Genomic DNA, 16,710 nt, shown 5'->3' on the forward strand with positions numbered 1-16,710 from the left:
CATGTCGAAATTTTTTATCGACCGTCCGATTTTCGCCTGGGTAATTGCCCTGGTGATCATGCTGGTCGGGGCACTCTCGATCCTCAAGTTGCCGATCAACCAATACCCGAGCATTGCGCCTCCGGCGATCGCTATTTCCGTGACCTACCCAGGCGCGTCTGCACAAACCGTGCAGGACACCGTGGTTCAGGTGATCGAACAGCAACTCAACGGCATCGACAACCTGCGTTATGTGTCTTCGGAAAGTAACTCCGACGGCAACATGACCATCACCGCCACCTTCGAGCAGGGCACCAACTCTGACACCGCGCAGGTTCAGGTGCAGAACAAGCTGAACCTGGCCACCCCGCTGCTGCCGCAAGAAGTGCAGCAACAAGGGATTCGCGTCACCAAGGCAGTGAAAAACTTCCTGATGGTGATCGGCGTGGTTTCGCGCGACGGCAGCATGACCAAGGACGACCTGTCCAACTACATCGTGTCGAACATGCAGGACCCGATCTCGCGGACCGCCGGTGTCGGTGACTTCCAGGTCTTCGGTGCCCAGTACGCGATGCGTATCTGGCTCGATCCGGCCAAGCTGAATAACTTCAACCTGACGCCGGTTGACGTGAAAAACGCCATCGCCGCGCAGAACGTCCAGGTCTCGTCCGGTCAGCTCGGTGGCTTGCCTGCCGTGCAAGGCCAACAGTTGAACGCAACGATCATCGGCAAGACCCGTCTGCAGACTGCCGAGCAGTTCAAGGCGATTCTGTTGAAGGTCAACAGCGACGGTTCGCAAGTGCGTGTCGGTGACGTTGCCGATGTCGGTCTGGGCGGTGAGAACTACTCGATCAGCGCGCAGTTCAACGGCAGCCCGGCGTCCGGTCTGGCGGTGAAACTGGCCAACGGTGCCAACGCCCTCGACACGGCAAAAGCCCTGCGCAACACCATCGAAACGCTCAAGCCTTTCTTCCCGGAAGGCATGGAAGTGGTGTTCCCGTATGACACCACTCCGGTCGTGACCGAGTCGATCAAGGGCGTGGTTGAAACCCTGGTCGAGGCGATCGTGCTGGTGTTCCTGGTGATGTTCCTGTTCCTGCAAAACTTCCGCGCCACCGTTATCACCACGATGACCGTGCCAGTGGTATTGCTGGGTACATTCGGGATCCTCGCGGCGTTCGGTTTCAGCATCAACACCCTGACCATGTTCGGCATGGTGCTCGCCATCGGCTTGCTGGTGGACGACGCCATCGTTGTGGTGGAAAACGTCGAACGGGTCATGAGCGAAGAAGGCCTGTCACCCAAAGAGGCCACGAAGAAATCCATGGGGCAGATCCAGGGTGCACTGGTGGGTATCGCCCTGGTGCTGTCTGCGGTTCTGTTGCCGATGGCGTTCTTCAGCGGTTCCACCGGCGTGATCTACAAGCAGTTCTCGATCACCATCGTTTCGGCCATGGCGCTGTCGGTGCTGGTTGCGTTGATCTTCACCCCGGCGCTCTGCGCGACCATGCTCAAGCCGATTCCGAAAGGCGAGCACGGCACGCCGAAACGCGGCTTCTTCGGCTGGTTCAACCGCAGCTTCGACCGTGGTGTCAGAAGTTACGAGCGCGGCGTCGGCAACATGCTCACGCACAAGGCGCCGTACCTGTTGGCTTACCTGATCATCGTGGTCGGCATGATCTGGCTGTTCACCCGCATTCCAACGGCATTCCTGCCGGAAGAAGACCAGGGCGTTCTGTTTGCCCAGGTGCAAACCCCCGCCGGTTCCAGTGCCGAGCGCACCCAGGTGGTCGTGGACGAAATGCGGGAATTCCTGCTGCGTCCATCCAAGGATGGCGGTGAGGGCGATGCGGTGGCCTCGGTGTTTACCGTGACCGGCTTCAACTTCGCCGGCCGTGGTCAGAGCTCGGGCATGGCGTTCATCATGCTCAAACCGTGGGACGAGCGTAACGCTGAAAACAGCGTGTCGAGTCTGGCGGCCCGGGCCCAGCAGCATTTCTTCACGTTCCGTGATGCGATGGTGTTTGCCTTTGCACCGCCAGCCGTACTCGAACTGGGTAACGCCACCGGCTTCGACGTGTTCCTGCAGGACCGCGCCGGTATCGGTCACGAAAAACTGATGGAAGCGCGTAACCAGTTCCTCGGCATGGCGGCGCAAAGCAAAGTGCTCTCGCAAGTGCGTCCGAACGGCCTGAACGACGAGCCGCAATACCAGTTGGAAATTGATGACGAGAAAGCCAGCGCCCTCGGTGTGACGCTCACCGACATCAACAACACCTTGTCGATCGCCTTGGGCAGTAGCTATGTGAACGACTTCATCGACCGCGGTCGGGTGAAAAAGGTGTACGTGCAAGGCCAGCCTGATGCGCGCATGAGCCCTGAAGACGTGAAGAAGTGGTATGTGCGTAACAGCGCCGGGACCATGGTGCCCTTCACGGCCTTCGCCAAGGGAGAGTGGATTTACGGTGCACCGAAACTGTCGCGTTACAACGGCGTAGAAGCGATGGAAATCCTCGGGGCTGCGGCGCCGGGTTATTCCACCGGTGAAGCCATGGCCGAAGTCGAGGCGCTGGCGAAGAAACTGCCGGCCGGTGTCGGTATTTCCTGGACCGGTCTGTCGTACGAAGAACGCTTGTCCGGTTCGCAAGCGCCAGCGTTGTACGCGTTGTCGCTGCTGATGGTGTTCCTGTGTCTGGCGGCGTTGTATGAAAGCTGGTCGATCCCGATTGCGGTGATGCTGGTGGTGCCTTTGGGGATCATCGGTGCGCTGCTGGCGACCAGCCTGCGCGGCCTGTCCAACGACGTTTACTTCCAGGTGGGCCTGTTGACAACCATCGGGCTGGCGGCGAAAAACGCCATCCTGATCGTCGAATTCGCCAAGGAACTGCATGAGCAAGGGCGAAGCCTGCGCGATGCTGCGATTGAAGCGTGCCGGATGCGTCTGCGTCCGATCATCATGACCTCGCTCGCCTTCGTGCTCGGTGTGGTGCCATTGGCGATTTCCACCGGCGCAGGTTCGGGTAGCCAACATGCGATCGGTACCGGCGTTATTGGCGGTATGATCACGGCCACGGTCCTGGCGATCTTCTGGGTACCCCTGTTCTTTGTCACCGTGTCGTCCATCGGCCAGCGCAAAAAAGTCGATCAGGATGATGCTACTGAAACTCCAAAAGAGGCTGGCCAATGAGCAAGTCGCTACTCTCCCTCGCCGTCGCCGCCTTCGTGCTGAGCGGGTGCTCGCTGATACCTGATTATCAGCAGCCCGCCGCACCGGTGGCGCAGCAATACCCACAAGGGCCGGCCTACTCGCCGGCCCAGGCGCCGAGCCAGGCCGCTGCCGAACAGGGCTGGAAGCAGTTTTTCCATGACCCGGCGTTGCAGCAGCTGATCAAGGTCGCGCTCGAAAACAACCGCGACCTGCGTGTCGCGGCGCTGAACATCGATGCCTTCGCGGCGCAGTACCGCATCCAGCGTGCGGACCTGTTCCCGGCCGTTTCGGCCAATGGCAGTGGCAGCCGCCAGCGGGTTCCGGCGAATGCTTCGCAGACCGGTGAAGCCGGCATCGTCAGTTCCTACTCGGCGACTGTCGGCATCAGCGCCTATGAGCTCGACCTGTTCGGTCGGGTTCGCAGCCTCAGTGAAGAAGCGCTGCAACAATACTTCGCCACTGAAGAAGGCCGCCGCAGTACGCAGATCAGTCTGGTCGCCAACGTCGCCAATGCCTACATGACCTGGCAGGCAGACAAAGAGCTGCTCAAGCTGACGCAAGATACGCTGGGTGCGTTTGAAGAGAGCTTGAAGCTCACTTCGCGCAGCAACGAAGTCGGTGTCGCCTCGGCGCTGGATCTGGCGCAGTCGCGCACGTCGGTGGAAAACGCCCGCGCCCAACTGGCCCGCTACACGCGTCAGGTGGCTCAGGATGAAAACAGTCTGGTGTTGCTGCTCGGTACGGGGATCCCGGCCAATCTGCAACCGGCCAAGCCACTCTCGGATGACTTGCTGAGCGAAGTACCGCCCGGCCTGCCGTCGGATCTGCTGCAGCGTCGTCCGGACATTCTTCAGGCCGAGTACAACCTGAAAGCGGCCAACGCCAACATCGGCGCGGCACGGGCGGCGTTCTTCCCGAGCATCAGCCTGACTGCCAATGCCGGCACCCTCAGCCCGGACCTGTCCGGCCTGTTCAAGGGTGGTTCGGGCACGTGGCTGTTCCAGCCGCAGATCAACCTGCCGATCTTTAACGCCGGCAGCCTGCGCGCCAGCCTGGATTACTCGAAAATCCAGAAAGAAATCAGCGTGGCGAACTACGAGAAGTCCATTCAAACGGCTTTCCAGGAAGTCGCGGACGGCTTGGCCGCACGTCAGACCTACACCGAGCAGTTGCAGGCTCAGCGTGATTTCGTCCAGGCCAACCAGGATTACTACCGTCTGGCCGAGCGTCGTTACCGCATCGGTGTCGACAGCAACCTGACCTTCCTCGATGCCCAGCGTCAGCTGTTCAGTGCCCAGCAATCACTGATCACCGACCGTCTGGCGCAGCTGAACAGTGCCGTCAATCTGTACAAGGCACTGGGCGGCGGCTGGAACGAGCAGACCGCCCAGGTCCAGCGCCAGAAAGAACAAGCGCCGGAACTGAAGTTGTTCTGATGATGTTGTAAACACGAAGCCCACCTTTTGGTGGGCTTTTTGTTGGCTGTCGGAAAGTCGAATCGCCGTCCGCCCCCAACAGGATTCTCGGATGATACAAAATCCGCGTCCATCCCTCCCCCCGTAGGAGCAAGCTTGCTCGCGATGGCATTCCTCCAGTCACATCAATTGCGAATAGGCTACCGCTATCGCCAGCAAGCCGGCTCCTACAACATTCTTCGGTGAATCCGAGATCCGCATCCACCGACAATCCCTGTGGGAGCGAGCCTGCTCGCGATGGGGCCGGGTCAGTCAATTTGAATAGCAACTGGCGCACCGCTTTCGCGAGCGGGCTCGCTCCCACAGGGGATCTTCGAAGACCACAAACTTGGCGTTCGCACTGGATTATTGTGGGAGCAAGCCTGCTCGCGACGGGGCCGGGTCAGTCAATTTGAATAGCGACTGGCGCACCGCTTTCGCGAGCAGGCTCGCTCCCACAGAATCCGTGGCTGAACCGCAAACTTGTTCTATCCGCAAAACCTGTGGGAGCGAGCCTGCTCGCGATGGGGCGCGGTCAGGCGCCGCTAGCCCAGCGGATCACTCCCGCGATTCAACCCCCAATTCATCCCACACCGACTCCGCCAGATGGAACGTGGCGTTGGCCGCCGGAATCCCGCAGTAGATCGCACTCTGCATGATCACTTCCTTGATCTCGCCACGGCTGACGCCATTGTTGGCGGCGGCGCGCAGGTGCAATTTGAGTTCTTCGCTGCGGTTCATGCCGATCAGCATGGCGATGGTGATCAGGCTGCGAGTGTGGCGCTCCAGACCCGGGCGGGTCCAGATGTCACCCCAGGCGTGGCGGGTGATCATCTCCTGAAATTCCGAGTTGAACTCGGTCAACGCATTCAGGCTGCGGTCGACATGCGCGTCGCCGAGCACTGCACGGCGCACGGTCATGCCTTCTTCGTAACGCTGTTTCTCGTCCACGTAAAACTCCTCAACGGCCCAAAAGGAATGCCACAACACGCTCGCTGAACGCCTTGTCGGCCTGCACGTTGGACAGGTGCGCGGCGTAGAACTCAGCGTACTCGGCGCCCTGCACATGCTGCTGAATAAAGTGCCCGCCCGACGGCGGCGTGACTGCGTCCTCGCTGCCGGCAATCACCAGCAGCGGCACCTTGATCGACGACAGTTGATCGCGGAAATCGGCATCGCGCACCGCTGCGCAATTGGCCGCATAGCCCTCGGGAGAAGTCGCCGCCAGCATGTCGGTGATCTTCTTCGCCGCCGCTGGATTGGCTTCAGCAAAATCCGCCGTGAACCAGCGGGCAATCGACGCGTCGCGCAGCGCGACCATGGCCGCCGTACCGTCGCGCAATACGGTTTCGATGCGCGGGTCCCACACTGATGAATCGCCGATCTTCGCTGCGGTGTTGCACACCACCAGCTTGTGCAAACGATCACCGGCGTTGATCCCCAGCCATTGGCCGATCAGGCCGCCCATCGATAATCCACAAAAATGCGCACGTTCAATCTGCAACGCATCCAGCAACGCCAGTACGTCACGCCCCAGTTGCTCAATGCTGTAAGGCCCCGGCGTCACCAGCGATTGACCATGCCCTCGGGTGTCGAAACGCAGCACGCGAAAGTGCTGGCTGAACGCGGCGATTTGCTTGTCCCACATGTGCAAATCGGTGCCCAACGAATTCGACAGCACCAACACCGGTGCATCGGCCGGCCCTTCCATCTGGTAGTGCAGTTCGCCCTCGGCGAGTTGTACGAAAGCCACAGCAATCTCCTTCAAGCAGTCATTGCAGAATGTTCGGCCACCGCGCGCTCGACCCACGTGTGGGCCTGACCGAGGTAGTGCGCGGGGTCCAGCAGTTGATCGAGCTCAGCGACAGATAACTCGGCGGTGACCTCCGGCTCGTCGCCGAGGACTGCACGCAAATGCCGCTGCTCGGCCACCGCGCGTTTACAGCATTGTTCGAGCAGATGATGCGCGGTGTCGCGGCCGACCCGTTGCGCGAGGACGATGCTCACCGCTTCGGCCAGTACCAGCCCCCGAGTCAGGTCAAGATTGCGGGACATGCGTTCGGCATCCACCTCTAATCCATCGGCGACCAACAGCGCTTGCTGCAACGCACCCGACACCAGGCAGCAAATTTCCGGAAGGGTTTCCCACTCGGCATGCCATAGGCCGAGGCTGCGTTCGTGTTCCTGTGGCATCGCGCTGAATAACGTCGAGAGCAAACCAGGCACCCGCGTCGCCGCGCCAATCAGCACCGCCGCACCTACCGGATTGCGTTTGTGCGGCATGGTCGAGGAGCCGCCCTTGCCCGGCGCCGAGGGCTCGAACACTTCGCCCGCCTCGGTCTGCATCAACAGACTGATGTCGCGACCCAGTTTGCCGAGGCTGCCGGCGATCAAGCCGAGCACCGCGCCGAATTCCACCAGACGATCACGCTGGGTGTGCCACGGCTGATCAGGCAACGTCAGTTGCAGTTCCTCGGCCAACGCTTCGGCAATCGGCATGGCCCGGTCGCCCAAGGCCGCAAGCGTTCCGGAAGCACCACCAAATTGCAGGACCAGCAAGCGCGGCTTGAGTTGTTGCAGACGTTGCCGACTGCGCGTCACCGCGCCCAGCCAGCCAGCAATCTTCATCCCCAACGTCACCGGCGTCGCGTGCTGCAACCAGGTTCGCCCGGCCAGCGGCGTGGCGACGTAGCGCAACGCTTGTGTCGCGAGAATCTCACCGAGCTGCGCCAGATCCTGCTCGATCAACACCAGCGCCTGGCGAATCTGCAGCACCAAACCCGTGTCCATTACGTCCTGACTGGTCGCGCCCAGGTGCACATAACGCTCGGCGTCGGCATCAGTTGCCGCCAGCCGTTTGCCCAAGGCCTTGACCAACGGAATCGCCGAATTGCCCGCGGTCGCGATCGCATCCCCGAGCGCGACGAAATCATAATGCTCGGCGCGACACGCGGCTTCGATGGGCACGACGACGCTGTGCGGGATCAATCCGACCCGCGCTTCTGCCCGGGCCAGCGCCGCTTCGAAATCGAGCATGGCCTGAATCCGGCCGTGATCGCAGAACACTTCACGCATGTCACGGGCAGTGAAGTAGGCATCGAACAGCTGGTTCATAAACGGTCCTTGCAAGCGTGGGCCGGTGTGGCCCACGCGGGGTGGGTCAAAGGTCGTGGTGCAGGTATTTGGCCTGCTTCGGCAGACGCAGGCTGAACAGGAACGCTACCGCCATCATCACCGTCACGTACCAATAAAACGAGTTTTCCATACCCGCGGCCTTCAGGCTCAGGGCCACGTATTCCGCAGAACCGCCGAAGATCGCGTTCGCCACCGCGTACGCCAGACCAACACCCAGCGCGCGCACTTCCGGCGGGAACATCTCGGCTTTGACCAGGCCGCTGATCGAGGTATAGAAACTCACGATCGCCAGCGCCAGGGTAATCAGCACAAACGCGAGAAACGGACTGCCGACGCTTTTCAGGCTCAGCAGGATCGGCACGGTGCACAAGGTGCCGAGGCCGCCGAACCAGAGCATCGAGTTTCGGCGCCCGATCTTGTCCGCGAGCATGCCGAACAGCGGCTGCATGCACATATAAAGAAACAGCGCGCCGGTCATGATGTAACTCGCCGTTTTCGCGTGCATGCCTGCCGTATTCACCAGGTATTTCTGCATGTACGTGGTGAAGGTGTAGAAAATCAGCGAGCCACCGGCGGTGTAACCGAGCACGGTGATGAACGCCGCTTTGTGGTCGCGAAACAGGGCGACGATGCTGCCGGCGTCCTTGTTCTCACGCATCTCTTTGCTGGTAGTTTCTTTCAGCGAGCGACGCAGGAACAGCGAAATCAATGCGGCCACGGCACCCACGACAAACGGGATCCGCCAGCCGTAGGCACGCAGTTCATCTTCGCTGAGAAATTGCTGCAGCACGACCACCAGCGACACCGCCAGCAGTTGCCCGCCAATCAATGTCACGTACTGGAACGAAGCAAAAAAACCGCGCTGACCTTTGAGGGCGACTTCACTCATGTAGGTCGCGGTGGTGCCGTACTCGCCGCCGACCGACAGGCCCTGCAGCAAGCGTGCGAACAACAGCATGATCGGCGCCCAGACGCCGATATCCTTATAGGTTGGCAGACAGGCGATCAGCAGTGAGCCGAAGCACATCATCAGAATCGAAATCAGCATCGAATTCTTGCGCCCGTGCTTGTCCGCCACACGGCCGAATATCCAGCCGCCGATAGGACGCATCAGGAAACCGGCGGCGAATACGCCTGCGGTATTCACCAACTGCACAGTCGGGTTATCAGAGGGGAAAAACGCCGGGGCGAAATAGATCGCGCAAAAGGCGTAAACGTAGAAGTCGAACCATTCGACGAGGTTACCTGACGAGGCACCGACAATCGCGAAGATGCGCTTCTTGCGCTCTTCGCCGGTGTAATGAGAGGTTGTGGTTGTCATGGGTTTTCACTCTTTGGGGACCGGTGAGTGTCTAGACACACTTTGCAACACTCCCGTTCCACAGAAGCGTATGAACCTGAGAGCACTCCTGTGGTGAGGGGATTTATCCCCGTCCGAGTGCGAAGCAGTCGCAAAACCGTTTAACCGCGATACCCCTGAACGCATCGGATCTATGTTTTGGGGCTGCTTGGCAGCCGAAACGGGGGCAAGCCCCCTCGCCACAAAAGCTTGTCGCCACAGATACGGTGCTCACTCAATAATCAAAAAACACCGTCTCGGCGTCAGCGCCCTGCAGAATCACATTCCACTGGTAAACACCGGACGCATCCTGCTTCGCCAGCAACGTCTGGCGACGTTCGGCCGGTACACACTCCAGCAGCGGGTCGTCGACATTCGCCGTTTCGCCATCGAAGTAGATCCGCGTCAGCAAGTGCTTGACCAGCCCGCGCGCAAACACCAACACCACCAGATGCGGCGCCTGGGTCGTGCCCTTCAGGCCTTGCACGGTGCCCGGTTTGATCGTGGTGAATCGGAAGCGCCCTTCGGCGTCCACCGGCACCCGGCCGAAACCTTCAAAGTTCGGGTCCAGCGGTTTGTCCTGGTCGTCTTCGGGATGGTCGTATTTGCCGGCAGCGTTGGCCTGCCAGATTTCGAGCATCGCATCGTTGACGACATCGCCGTTGCCGTCGACGACTTGCCCGGTGATCGCCACGCGCTCGCCCAGGGTTTGTTCGACGGTCAGGTCTTCGCGGTTCAGCCAAGTCAGGCCGATGTGGTAATACGGCCCGACGGTGTGGGACGTGGTCGCGTTCAGCGTCATCTTATTTCTCCATCGGCGTGGCATCGCGGCCGCGCAAGACGATGTCCCAGCGATAACCGAGGGCGTAGGAAGGGACGGTTTTTTCCAGGTCGAAACTGGCGATCAGACGTTCTTTGGCGCGGGTGTCCGGCACGCAGTTATAGATGGGGTCGAAAGCCAGTAACGGATCGCCGGGGAAATACATCTGCGTGACCAGGCGCGTCAAAATGCTCGGCCCGAACAACGAGAAGTGGATGTGCGCCGGGCGCCAGGCGTTGTGGTGGTTGCCCCACGGATAGGCGCCGGGCTTGATGGTCTGGAATTGATACCAGCCATCGGCGTCGGTCACGGTACGGCCGGTGCCGGTGAAATTCGGATCGAGTGGCGCATCATGCAGGTCGCGGTCATGGTTGTAGCGGCCGGCCGCATTGGCTTGCCAGATCTCCACCAGAATTCCCGGCACCGGCAGGCCGTCTTCATCCAGCACGCGGCCGTGGACGATGATTCGCTCGCCTTGCGGCTGGCCTTGATGCTGGGCGGTCAGGTCGTTGTCCTTCTCGTCGACACGGTCAGCGCCGATGGTCGGGCCAGTAATTTCCGACAACGAATGTGGCAAAAACACCAACGGCTTGGACGGCGAACGCCGATTGGTGGATTGATAGGCCGGGTGCAGGTATTCCGGCTGGGTGCCCTCTTGCGGGCGACGATAACCAGGCTTGTCAGTCATTTCGCTTTCCTCTGTTCTTATTGTCACTGCTGCGCGTCAGACGCGTTCGATCGCCAGGGCCAGACCCTGACCGACGCCGACGCACATAGTCGCCAGACCTTTCTTGCCACCGGTTTTTTCCAGCTGATGCAGAGCCGTCAGCACCAGACGCGCGCCGCTCATGCCCAGCGGATGGCCCAAGGCAATGGCGCCACCGTTCGGATTAACCTGAGCCGCGTCGTCAGCCAGGCCCAGTTCTCGCAGCACCGCCAAACCCTGGCTGGCAAACGCTTCGTTGAGTTCGATCACATCGAAATCGCTGACCGCCAGACCGAGGCGCTCGGTCAGTTTGCGCACTGCCGGCACCGGGCCGATGCCCATGACCCGCGGCGCTACACCGGCGCTGGCCATGCCCAACACTTTCGCACGGGCGGTCAGACCATGCTTTTTCACCGCTTCGGCGGAGGCGAGAATCATCGCGGCGGCACCGTCGTTGACGCCCGATGCATTGCCAGCGGTGACGGTTTTGTCCGGGCCGTTGACCGGTTTCAGCTTGGCCAGGGTTTCCAGCGATGTATCGGCGCGAGGATGCTCATCCTGGCTGACCACGGTTTCACCCTTCTTGTGGGCAATCCGCACTTCAACGATTTCTTCAGCGAAAAATCCTGCAGCCTGCGCAGCGGCAGTACGTTGCTGACTGCGCAGAGCGAAAGCGTCCTGATCTTCCCGGGATATTTGGTAATCGTCCGCAACGTTGTCGGCAGTCTGCGGCATTGCGTCGACGCCGTACTGCGCTTTCATCAGCGGGTTGATGAAACGCCAGCCGATGGTGGTGTCTTCCAGCTTCATGTTGCGCGAGAACGCCGCATCCGCCTTGCCCATCACGAACGGCGCGCGGGACATCGACTCGACGCCACCGGCAATCGTCAGCTCCATTTCGCCGCTGGCAATGGCGCGGAACGCAGTGCCGATGGCATCCATGCCCGAAGCGCACAGGCGATTGAGGGTCACGCCGGGAATGGTCTCCGGCAGGCCCGCCAGCAACAACGCCATGCGCGCAACGTTGCGGTTGTCTTCGCCGGCCTGGTTGGCGCAGCCGAGGAATACCTCGTCCACCGCGCTCCAGTCGACCGAGGGATTACGTTCCATCAATGCCTTGATCGGCACCGCAGCAAGATCGTCGGCGCGGACTGCCGACAGGCCGCCACCGAAGCGGCCGATCGGTGTGCGAATCGCGTCGCAGATATACACATCACGCATCACGCTTCTCCGGGTGCTTGGCCATGGGCCGCGGCGGTGCGGGCTTCCAGATCCCTTAGCGCCTTCAGTTCAACCTCGGTCGGCTCTGCCGTGTGCTCAACATGATCGGCAAAGCGGATCGCCCAACCGGTGGCTGCCACTACTTGCTCACGGGTCACGCCCGGGTGCAGAGCAGTGACCACAAATTCATGAGTATCAACCTCCGGTTCCATGATGCACAGGTCGGTAATGATGCCAACCGGGCCAGCCCCCGGCAGCCCCAGACGCTGACGTGAATCGCCGCCCTCGCCGTGCCCAACCGAAGTAATGAAGTCGAGTTTGTCGACAAAGGAGCGCGCCGATTGCTTGAGGATGATCAGCACGCTTTTCGCCGAACCGGCAATTTCCGGCGCGCCACCGGCACCTGGCAGACGTACCTTCGGCTGGTGATAATCGCCGACGACGGTGGTGTTGATATTACCGAAGCGGTCAACTTGCGCAGCACCGAGGAACCCGACGTCAATGCGGCCGCCCTGCAGCCAATAGCGAAAAATCTCACCGGTTGGAACGACAGTGTCGGCAGTCTCGGCCAGTTCACCGTCACCAATCGAAAGCGGCAGTACGCTCGGCTTGGCACCGATCGGACCCGATTCGTAGATCAGGACTACATCCGGCGACGACGTCAGCCGGGCCAGGTTGGCCGCTTTTGACGGCAGGCCGATGCCGACAAAGCACACGGAACCGTTTTTCAGACGGCGAGCGGCGGCGACGGTCATCATTTCATTGGTGGTGTACGTCATTACTTCGCCTCCGAAGCGTTAGCCAGCTTGGCCCGGAACTCGCTGAAGTCAGCGCAGCCATGGATGTACTCGTTGATCCACGCGGTGAACGTTTCACGGTCGCGGGCAATCGGGTCCCAGGCTTGATAGAAACGGTTGTCACGTTCGGTGTAACCGTGCGCGTAGGAAGGATGTGCACCGCCCGGAACGTGGCAGACCGCGCTCAAGGCCCAGGTCGGCAATACGCAGGCGTTCATCGGCGCGTTGAGGTCGTCGACGATTTCTTCGACGGTGACGATGCAACGCTTGGCCGCCAGCGCTGCCTCTTTCTGCACGCCGAGAATGCCCCACAGCAGCACGTTGCCTTTGCGGTCGGCCTTTTGTGCGTGAATCACGGTGATGTCCGGACGTACCGAAGGCACGGCGGCCAATACTTCGCCGGTGAACGGACACGTGACCGTCTTGATCAGTGGGTTGACCTTCGGCAGGTCCGAGCCGGCGTAGGCACGCAGCACCGCGAACGGGAGGCCGGAAGCGCCAGCCACATAGGCGTTGGCCAGGTCGGCGTGGCTGTGTTCTTCGATTTCCAGCGCATGCGGCCACTGCTTCTCGACGGCGTCACGCAGGCGGTGCAGGGAACCGACGCCTGGATTGCCGCCCCAGGAAAAAATCAATTTGCGCGCACAACCGGCGCCGATCAACTGGTCGTAGATCAGGTCAGGCGTCATGCGCACCAGCGTCAGATCTTTCTTGCCCTGACGAATGATTTCATGCCCGGCGGCCGTAGGAATCAAATGGGTGAAGCCTTCGAGCGCGACGGTATCGCCATCGTTGACGAATTGCTTCACCGCGTCGTGCAGCGAAATGATTTCAGCCATGGGGCAGGCTCCCGTTTTTTATTAACCGACTGTGGATAAAAAGGCGCGAGGTTGAGCACCGGAATGACTGAAGGTTAAGCTGATGAAAATCACCAAACAATCCGATAATCGACTAAGTGTTCGTTTATCGAACATATTGTTGCTTGGCTAATGATTAGAAAAAGCTTCGCGGGCAAGCCTCGCTCCTACAGACGAGTCGACCCGATCGCTCCCACGCGCGTGGGAACGATCACATCCGTAGGAGCTGCCGAAGGCTGCGATCTTTTCCGCAATTTGTTTCAGAGCTGGATCAGGTCGCATCCGCATGACTGACCATGCCCTTTATCACCACGGCCGTGGTCGCCAACGCCGCCGGTATCACCAACGCGGTCAGCACCTGTTCGAAATTCCAGCCCAATCCCAGCAACGTCGCGCCCATCCATGCCCCAAGGATCGCGCCGAACCTGCCAATCCCGAGCATCCACGAAACACCCGTCGCCCTGCCCTGCGTCGGATAAAACCGCGCCGCCAGAGATGGCATTGCCGATTGCGCGCCGTTGACGCACATCCCTGCCACCAGCACCAGAGTGGCCAACAACGTGATGTTGCCCAGGCTCTGCCCCACGGCGTAGGCAAACACCCCTGCCAGCAGGTAGAAAATGCCGATGACCTTGTGCGGGTTGAACCGGTCCATCGCCCAGCCGACACCGACTGCGCTCAGGACACCGCCGAACTGGAACAACGCGCCAATAAAGGCTGACTGCTCCATGCTCGCGCCGCTGTCACGCATCAGCGTCGGCAGCCAACTGGTCAGCAGGTAAACAATCACCAGGCCCATGAAATAGGTCAGCCACAACAGCAAGGTGCCGGCGCTGTAAGTGCCGGAGAAAATCACGGCGAAGACGTTGCGCGCCTTCACGGATGTCTGTTCCGGCACGCTGAAGCTGGACGCTTGGGCGACGACAACTGGATCAATCGGCGACAGAGTTTTGCGCACTTTCTCAGTGCCACGGTTGCGGACTACAAGGTAGCGCGCCGATTCCGGCAACCAGAACAGCAGTACGACCGCGAGGATCAACGGCAAAATCCCACCAATCAGCATCAGGCTATGCCAGCCGTACGCAGGGATCAGCTTTGCCGAAATGAATCCGCCGGCGGCCATGCCCAGGTTGAAGCCGCAGAACATGCTGGTCACCAGCAGCGATTTTTTCCGCTCAGGGGTGTATTCCGAGAGCAATGTGGTGGCGTTGGGCATGCCGGCGCCAAGGCCCAGGCCTGTGAGAAAACGCAAGAGCAGCAGTTGATCGACGTTGGTCGCATACGCGGATGCGAGGCTGAACGCGCCGAACAACAGGACCGCGCCAACCAGTACGATTTTTCGTCCGAAGCGGTCAGCCAAAGGGCCGGAGCCCAGTGCACCAAAGACCATGCCGATTAGCGCGGCACTCATTACCGGGCCCAGGCTGGCGCGGTCAATGCCCCAGTCCTGGGACAACGCCGGGGCGATGAAGCCCATCGCTGCGGTGTCGAGGCCGTCAAGGAAGACAATCAGAAAACACAAAATCACCACCCGCCATTGGTAGCGCGAAATGGGTTGAGCATTGATGAAGGACTGCACGTCGAGGCAGTTTCCTACAGCAGACTGAGGCTGGTTCATTATTCTTATTCCACACGAGAACGCAGTCGGGACGGTGTCAGCCAAGGCTGACGCTGCCGCGACATTAGTGATCATGGGGAAAGACCGTCAATTCGATAAACGCAAGTCTGTGCGGTTATCGAACAGCTTAAGCGAACAGCTGCGAACTAAGGTTGCGACTCGCGTCCAGCAGCCCAGGCAGGAAACGCTGTTCGAGTTCATTGCGACTGACCCGACCGGCATGGGTACTGACATTCAGCGCCGCGACCACTTGCCCGGAAGCGTCGTACACCGGAACGGCAATTGAACGCAGGCCTTGCTCCAGTTCCTGATCAACAATGCACCAACCCTGCCGACGCACTTCCTGCAGGCATTCGAGCAAGGCTTGCGGCGTGTGCAAGGTCCTGCTGGTCTTGGCTTGCATATCGGCATGATCGAGGTATTCGCGCAAAGACGTGTCGTCCAGCGCGGCGAGAAGAATCCTGCCCATCGAGGTGCAATAAGCCGGCAGGCGGCCGCCCACGGACAGGTCGACCGAAATCAGGCGCTGAGTAGTCGCCGAGCGCGCGATGTATAAAATGTCATCGCCTTCGAGGGTGGCCATGTTGCAGGCCTCATGCAGTTGCTCACTCATGCGGTCGAGGTACGGTTGTGCGGAAACTGCCAGCGGCGTCGAGGACAGATAGGCATGGCCAAGCGTCAGTACTTTGGGTAATAGCGAATAAGTACGACCGTCGGTGGTCGCGTAGCCAAGCTTGATCAGCGTATGTAGGCAACGGCGCACAGCAGCGCGGGGAATTTCCGTGCGGTGACTGATCTGCGCAATGGTCAGGTGCCGCTTGCGCTCTTGAAAGGCTTGCACCACGGCAAGACCGCGGGCCAGGGACGTCATGAAGTCCGGATCACCGGTCAGGGCCTGAATACGCTTGGCGGGCGACGCGACAATGGGTGGTGCCACTGAAGCGAAGGAATTGCGCATCTGATCGTTCATGTCAGAACCCTTATCAAAAAATCAACAGCAGGTACGTCGGGCGATTATCGAACGCCCGCCCGATTATCGCAAATCGCCGTTGCCTTGAGCGTCGAGGTACATCGCCGTTTGCGCAGAAGCCGAGCAAGTTTCAGCCTACGCTTGAAACGCAGATAAAAGCCCCCATTTAACAGCCAAGTTTGTCCGACTTAATGACGCCAGAAAGTCATCGCTTGATGAAACTTACAAGTAAGAAGCAAATCACACATCAAGATCCATTTTTAACCGATTGGAGATAGTGTTCTCGTAATCGGCCGCTATAATGCAATTCAGGTCATCCGGTTAATTTGTCGGTTGTGCCGCCCGGTAGCGCGATGGTCCATCGCCGTTGCCTTCAGCTCGCGCGTTGTTGCCCTTTTCACCTGCTTCACAGCGCGCGCTGAAACAGGATACTGATGCTACGTCAGCTGTTTGCTCTGGTGCCGTGGCCGCGCCTGCAACATGGAAGTATTTGATCGTATTACTGCTGATCGAGGTCTTTATCGGCGTCGACCTTTGGCGAATGCGACCGATACGTTTGTTGCAGCGCGTATAACCAGAATTTAAATCTCAACCTATCAGGTAGCA

General features: G+C 60.0%; 13 protein-coding genes. 2 read left to right on the plus strand and 11 right to left on the minus strand.

What is annotated here, in order from left to right; genetic code table 11:
- The first annotated feature begins 1 nt into the window (after position 1).
- Positions 2-3,166 (plus strand): efflux RND transporter permease subunit EmhB, encoded by a 3,165-nt coding sequence (emhB, locus tag DU29_RS0115275; protein ID WP_028622439.1) that lies wholly within the window; start codon positions 2-4, stop codon positions 3,164-3,166.
- Complete coding sequence (gene emhC / locus DU29_RS0115280) at positions 3,163-4,623, plus strand: efflux RND transporter outer membrane subunit EmhC (RefSeq protein ID WP_028622440.1); 1,461 nt, start codon at positions 3,163-3,165, stop codon at positions 4,621-4,623. The genes emhB and emhC overlap by 4 nt, the downstream gene beginning before the upstream one ends.
- A 576-nt stretch (positions 4,624-5,199) precedes the next feature.
- On the opposite strand, the gene pcaC is transcribed toward emhC, so the two are convergent.
- The 11 genes from pcaC to pcaR form a co-directional block, all read right to left on the minus strand.
- Positions 5,200-5,592, minus strand: coding sequence for a 4-carboxymuconolactone decarboxylase (gene pcaC / locus DU29_RS0115285; protein WP_028622441.1), 393 nt, complete (start codon positions 5,590-5,592; stop codon positions 5,200-5,202).
- A 10-nt stretch (positions 5,593-5,602) separates the two neighbouring features.
- Complete coding sequence (pcaD, locus tag DU29_RS0115290; RefSeq protein ID WP_028622442.1) at positions 5,603-6,394, minus strand: 3-oxoadipate enol-lactonase; 792 nt, start codon at positions 6,392-6,394, stop codon at positions 5,603-5,605.
- 11 nt (positions 6,395-6,405) lie between these two features.
- Positions 6,406-7,755: a 3-carboxy-cis,cis-muconate cycloisomerase gene (locus DU29_RS0115295; RefSeq protein ID WP_033050564.1), complete on the minus strand. Its 1,350-nt coding sequence runs from the start codon at positions 7,753-7,755 to the stop codon at positions 6,406-6,408.
- Between the two features lie 46 nt (positions 7,756-7,801).
- Positions 7,802-9,097: an MFS family transporter gene (locus tag DU29_RS0115300; protein WP_028622444.1), complete on the minus strand. Its 1,296-nt coding sequence runs from the start codon at positions 9,095-9,097 to the stop codon at positions 7,802-7,804.
- A gap of 253 nt (positions 9,098-9,350) precedes the next feature.
- On the minus strand, positions 9,351-9,917 hold the full coding sequence (gene pcaG / locus DU29_RS0115305; protein WP_028622445.1) for a protocatechuate 3,4-dioxygenase subunit alpha: 567 nt from the start codon (positions 9,915-9,917) through the stop codon (positions 9,351-9,353).
- A gap of 1 nt (position 9,918) precedes the next feature.
- The gene (gene pcaH, locus DU29_RS0115310) at positions 9,919-10,623 is read right to left on the minus strand and encodes a protocatechuate 3,4-dioxygenase subunit beta (RefSeq protein ID WP_028622446.1); all 705 of its coding nucleotides are present in this window, start codon (positions 10,621-10,623) and stop codon (positions 9,919-9,921) included.
- A 36-nt stretch (positions 10,624-10,659) separates the two neighbouring features.
- Positions 10,660-11,865 carry a 3-oxoadipyl-CoA thiolase gene (gene pcaF, locus DU29_RS0115315; RefSeq protein ID WP_177326964.1) on the minus strand — a complete coding sequence of 402 codons (1,206 nt, stop codon included), beginning with the start codon at positions 11,863-11,865 and terminating at the stop codon, positions 10,660-10,662.
- Positions 11,862-12,641 (minus strand): CoA-transferase subunit beta, encoded by a 780-nt coding sequence (locus DU29_RS0115320; RefSeq protein WP_028622448.1) that lies wholly within the window; start codon positions 12,639-12,641, stop codon positions 11,862-11,864. Before DU29_RS0115320 ends, pcaF begins: the two co-directional genes overlap by 4 nt.
- A complete protein-coding gene (locus tag DU29_RS0115325; RefSeq protein WP_028622449.1) occupies positions 12,641-13,498 on the minus strand; it encodes a CoA transferase subunit A in 858 nt (285 codons plus the stop codon). The genes DU29_RS0115320 and DU29_RS0115325 overlap by 1 nt, the downstream gene beginning before the upstream one ends.
- 289 nt (positions 13,499-13,787) lie before the next feature.
- Entirely contained in the window at positions 13,788-15,134 is a 1,347-nt protein-coding gene (locus DU29_RS0115330; RefSeq protein ID WP_028622450.1) for an MFS transporter, read from the minus strand.
- Between the two features lie 127 nt (positions 15,135-15,261).
- A complete protein-coding gene (gene pcaR / locus DU29_RS0115335; RefSeq protein WP_028622451.1) occupies positions 15,262-16,104 on the minus strand; it encodes a pca regulon transcriptional regulator PcaR in 843 nt (280 codons plus the stop codon).
- Between the last annotated feature and the right edge of the window lie 606 nt (positions 16,105-16,710).

Origin of the sequence: Pseudomonas sp. Ant30-3, from assembly GCF_000690905.1 — a bacterium.
GTDB lineage: Bacteria > Pseudomonadota > Gammaproteobacteria > Pseudomonadales > Pseudomonadaceae > Aquipseudomonas.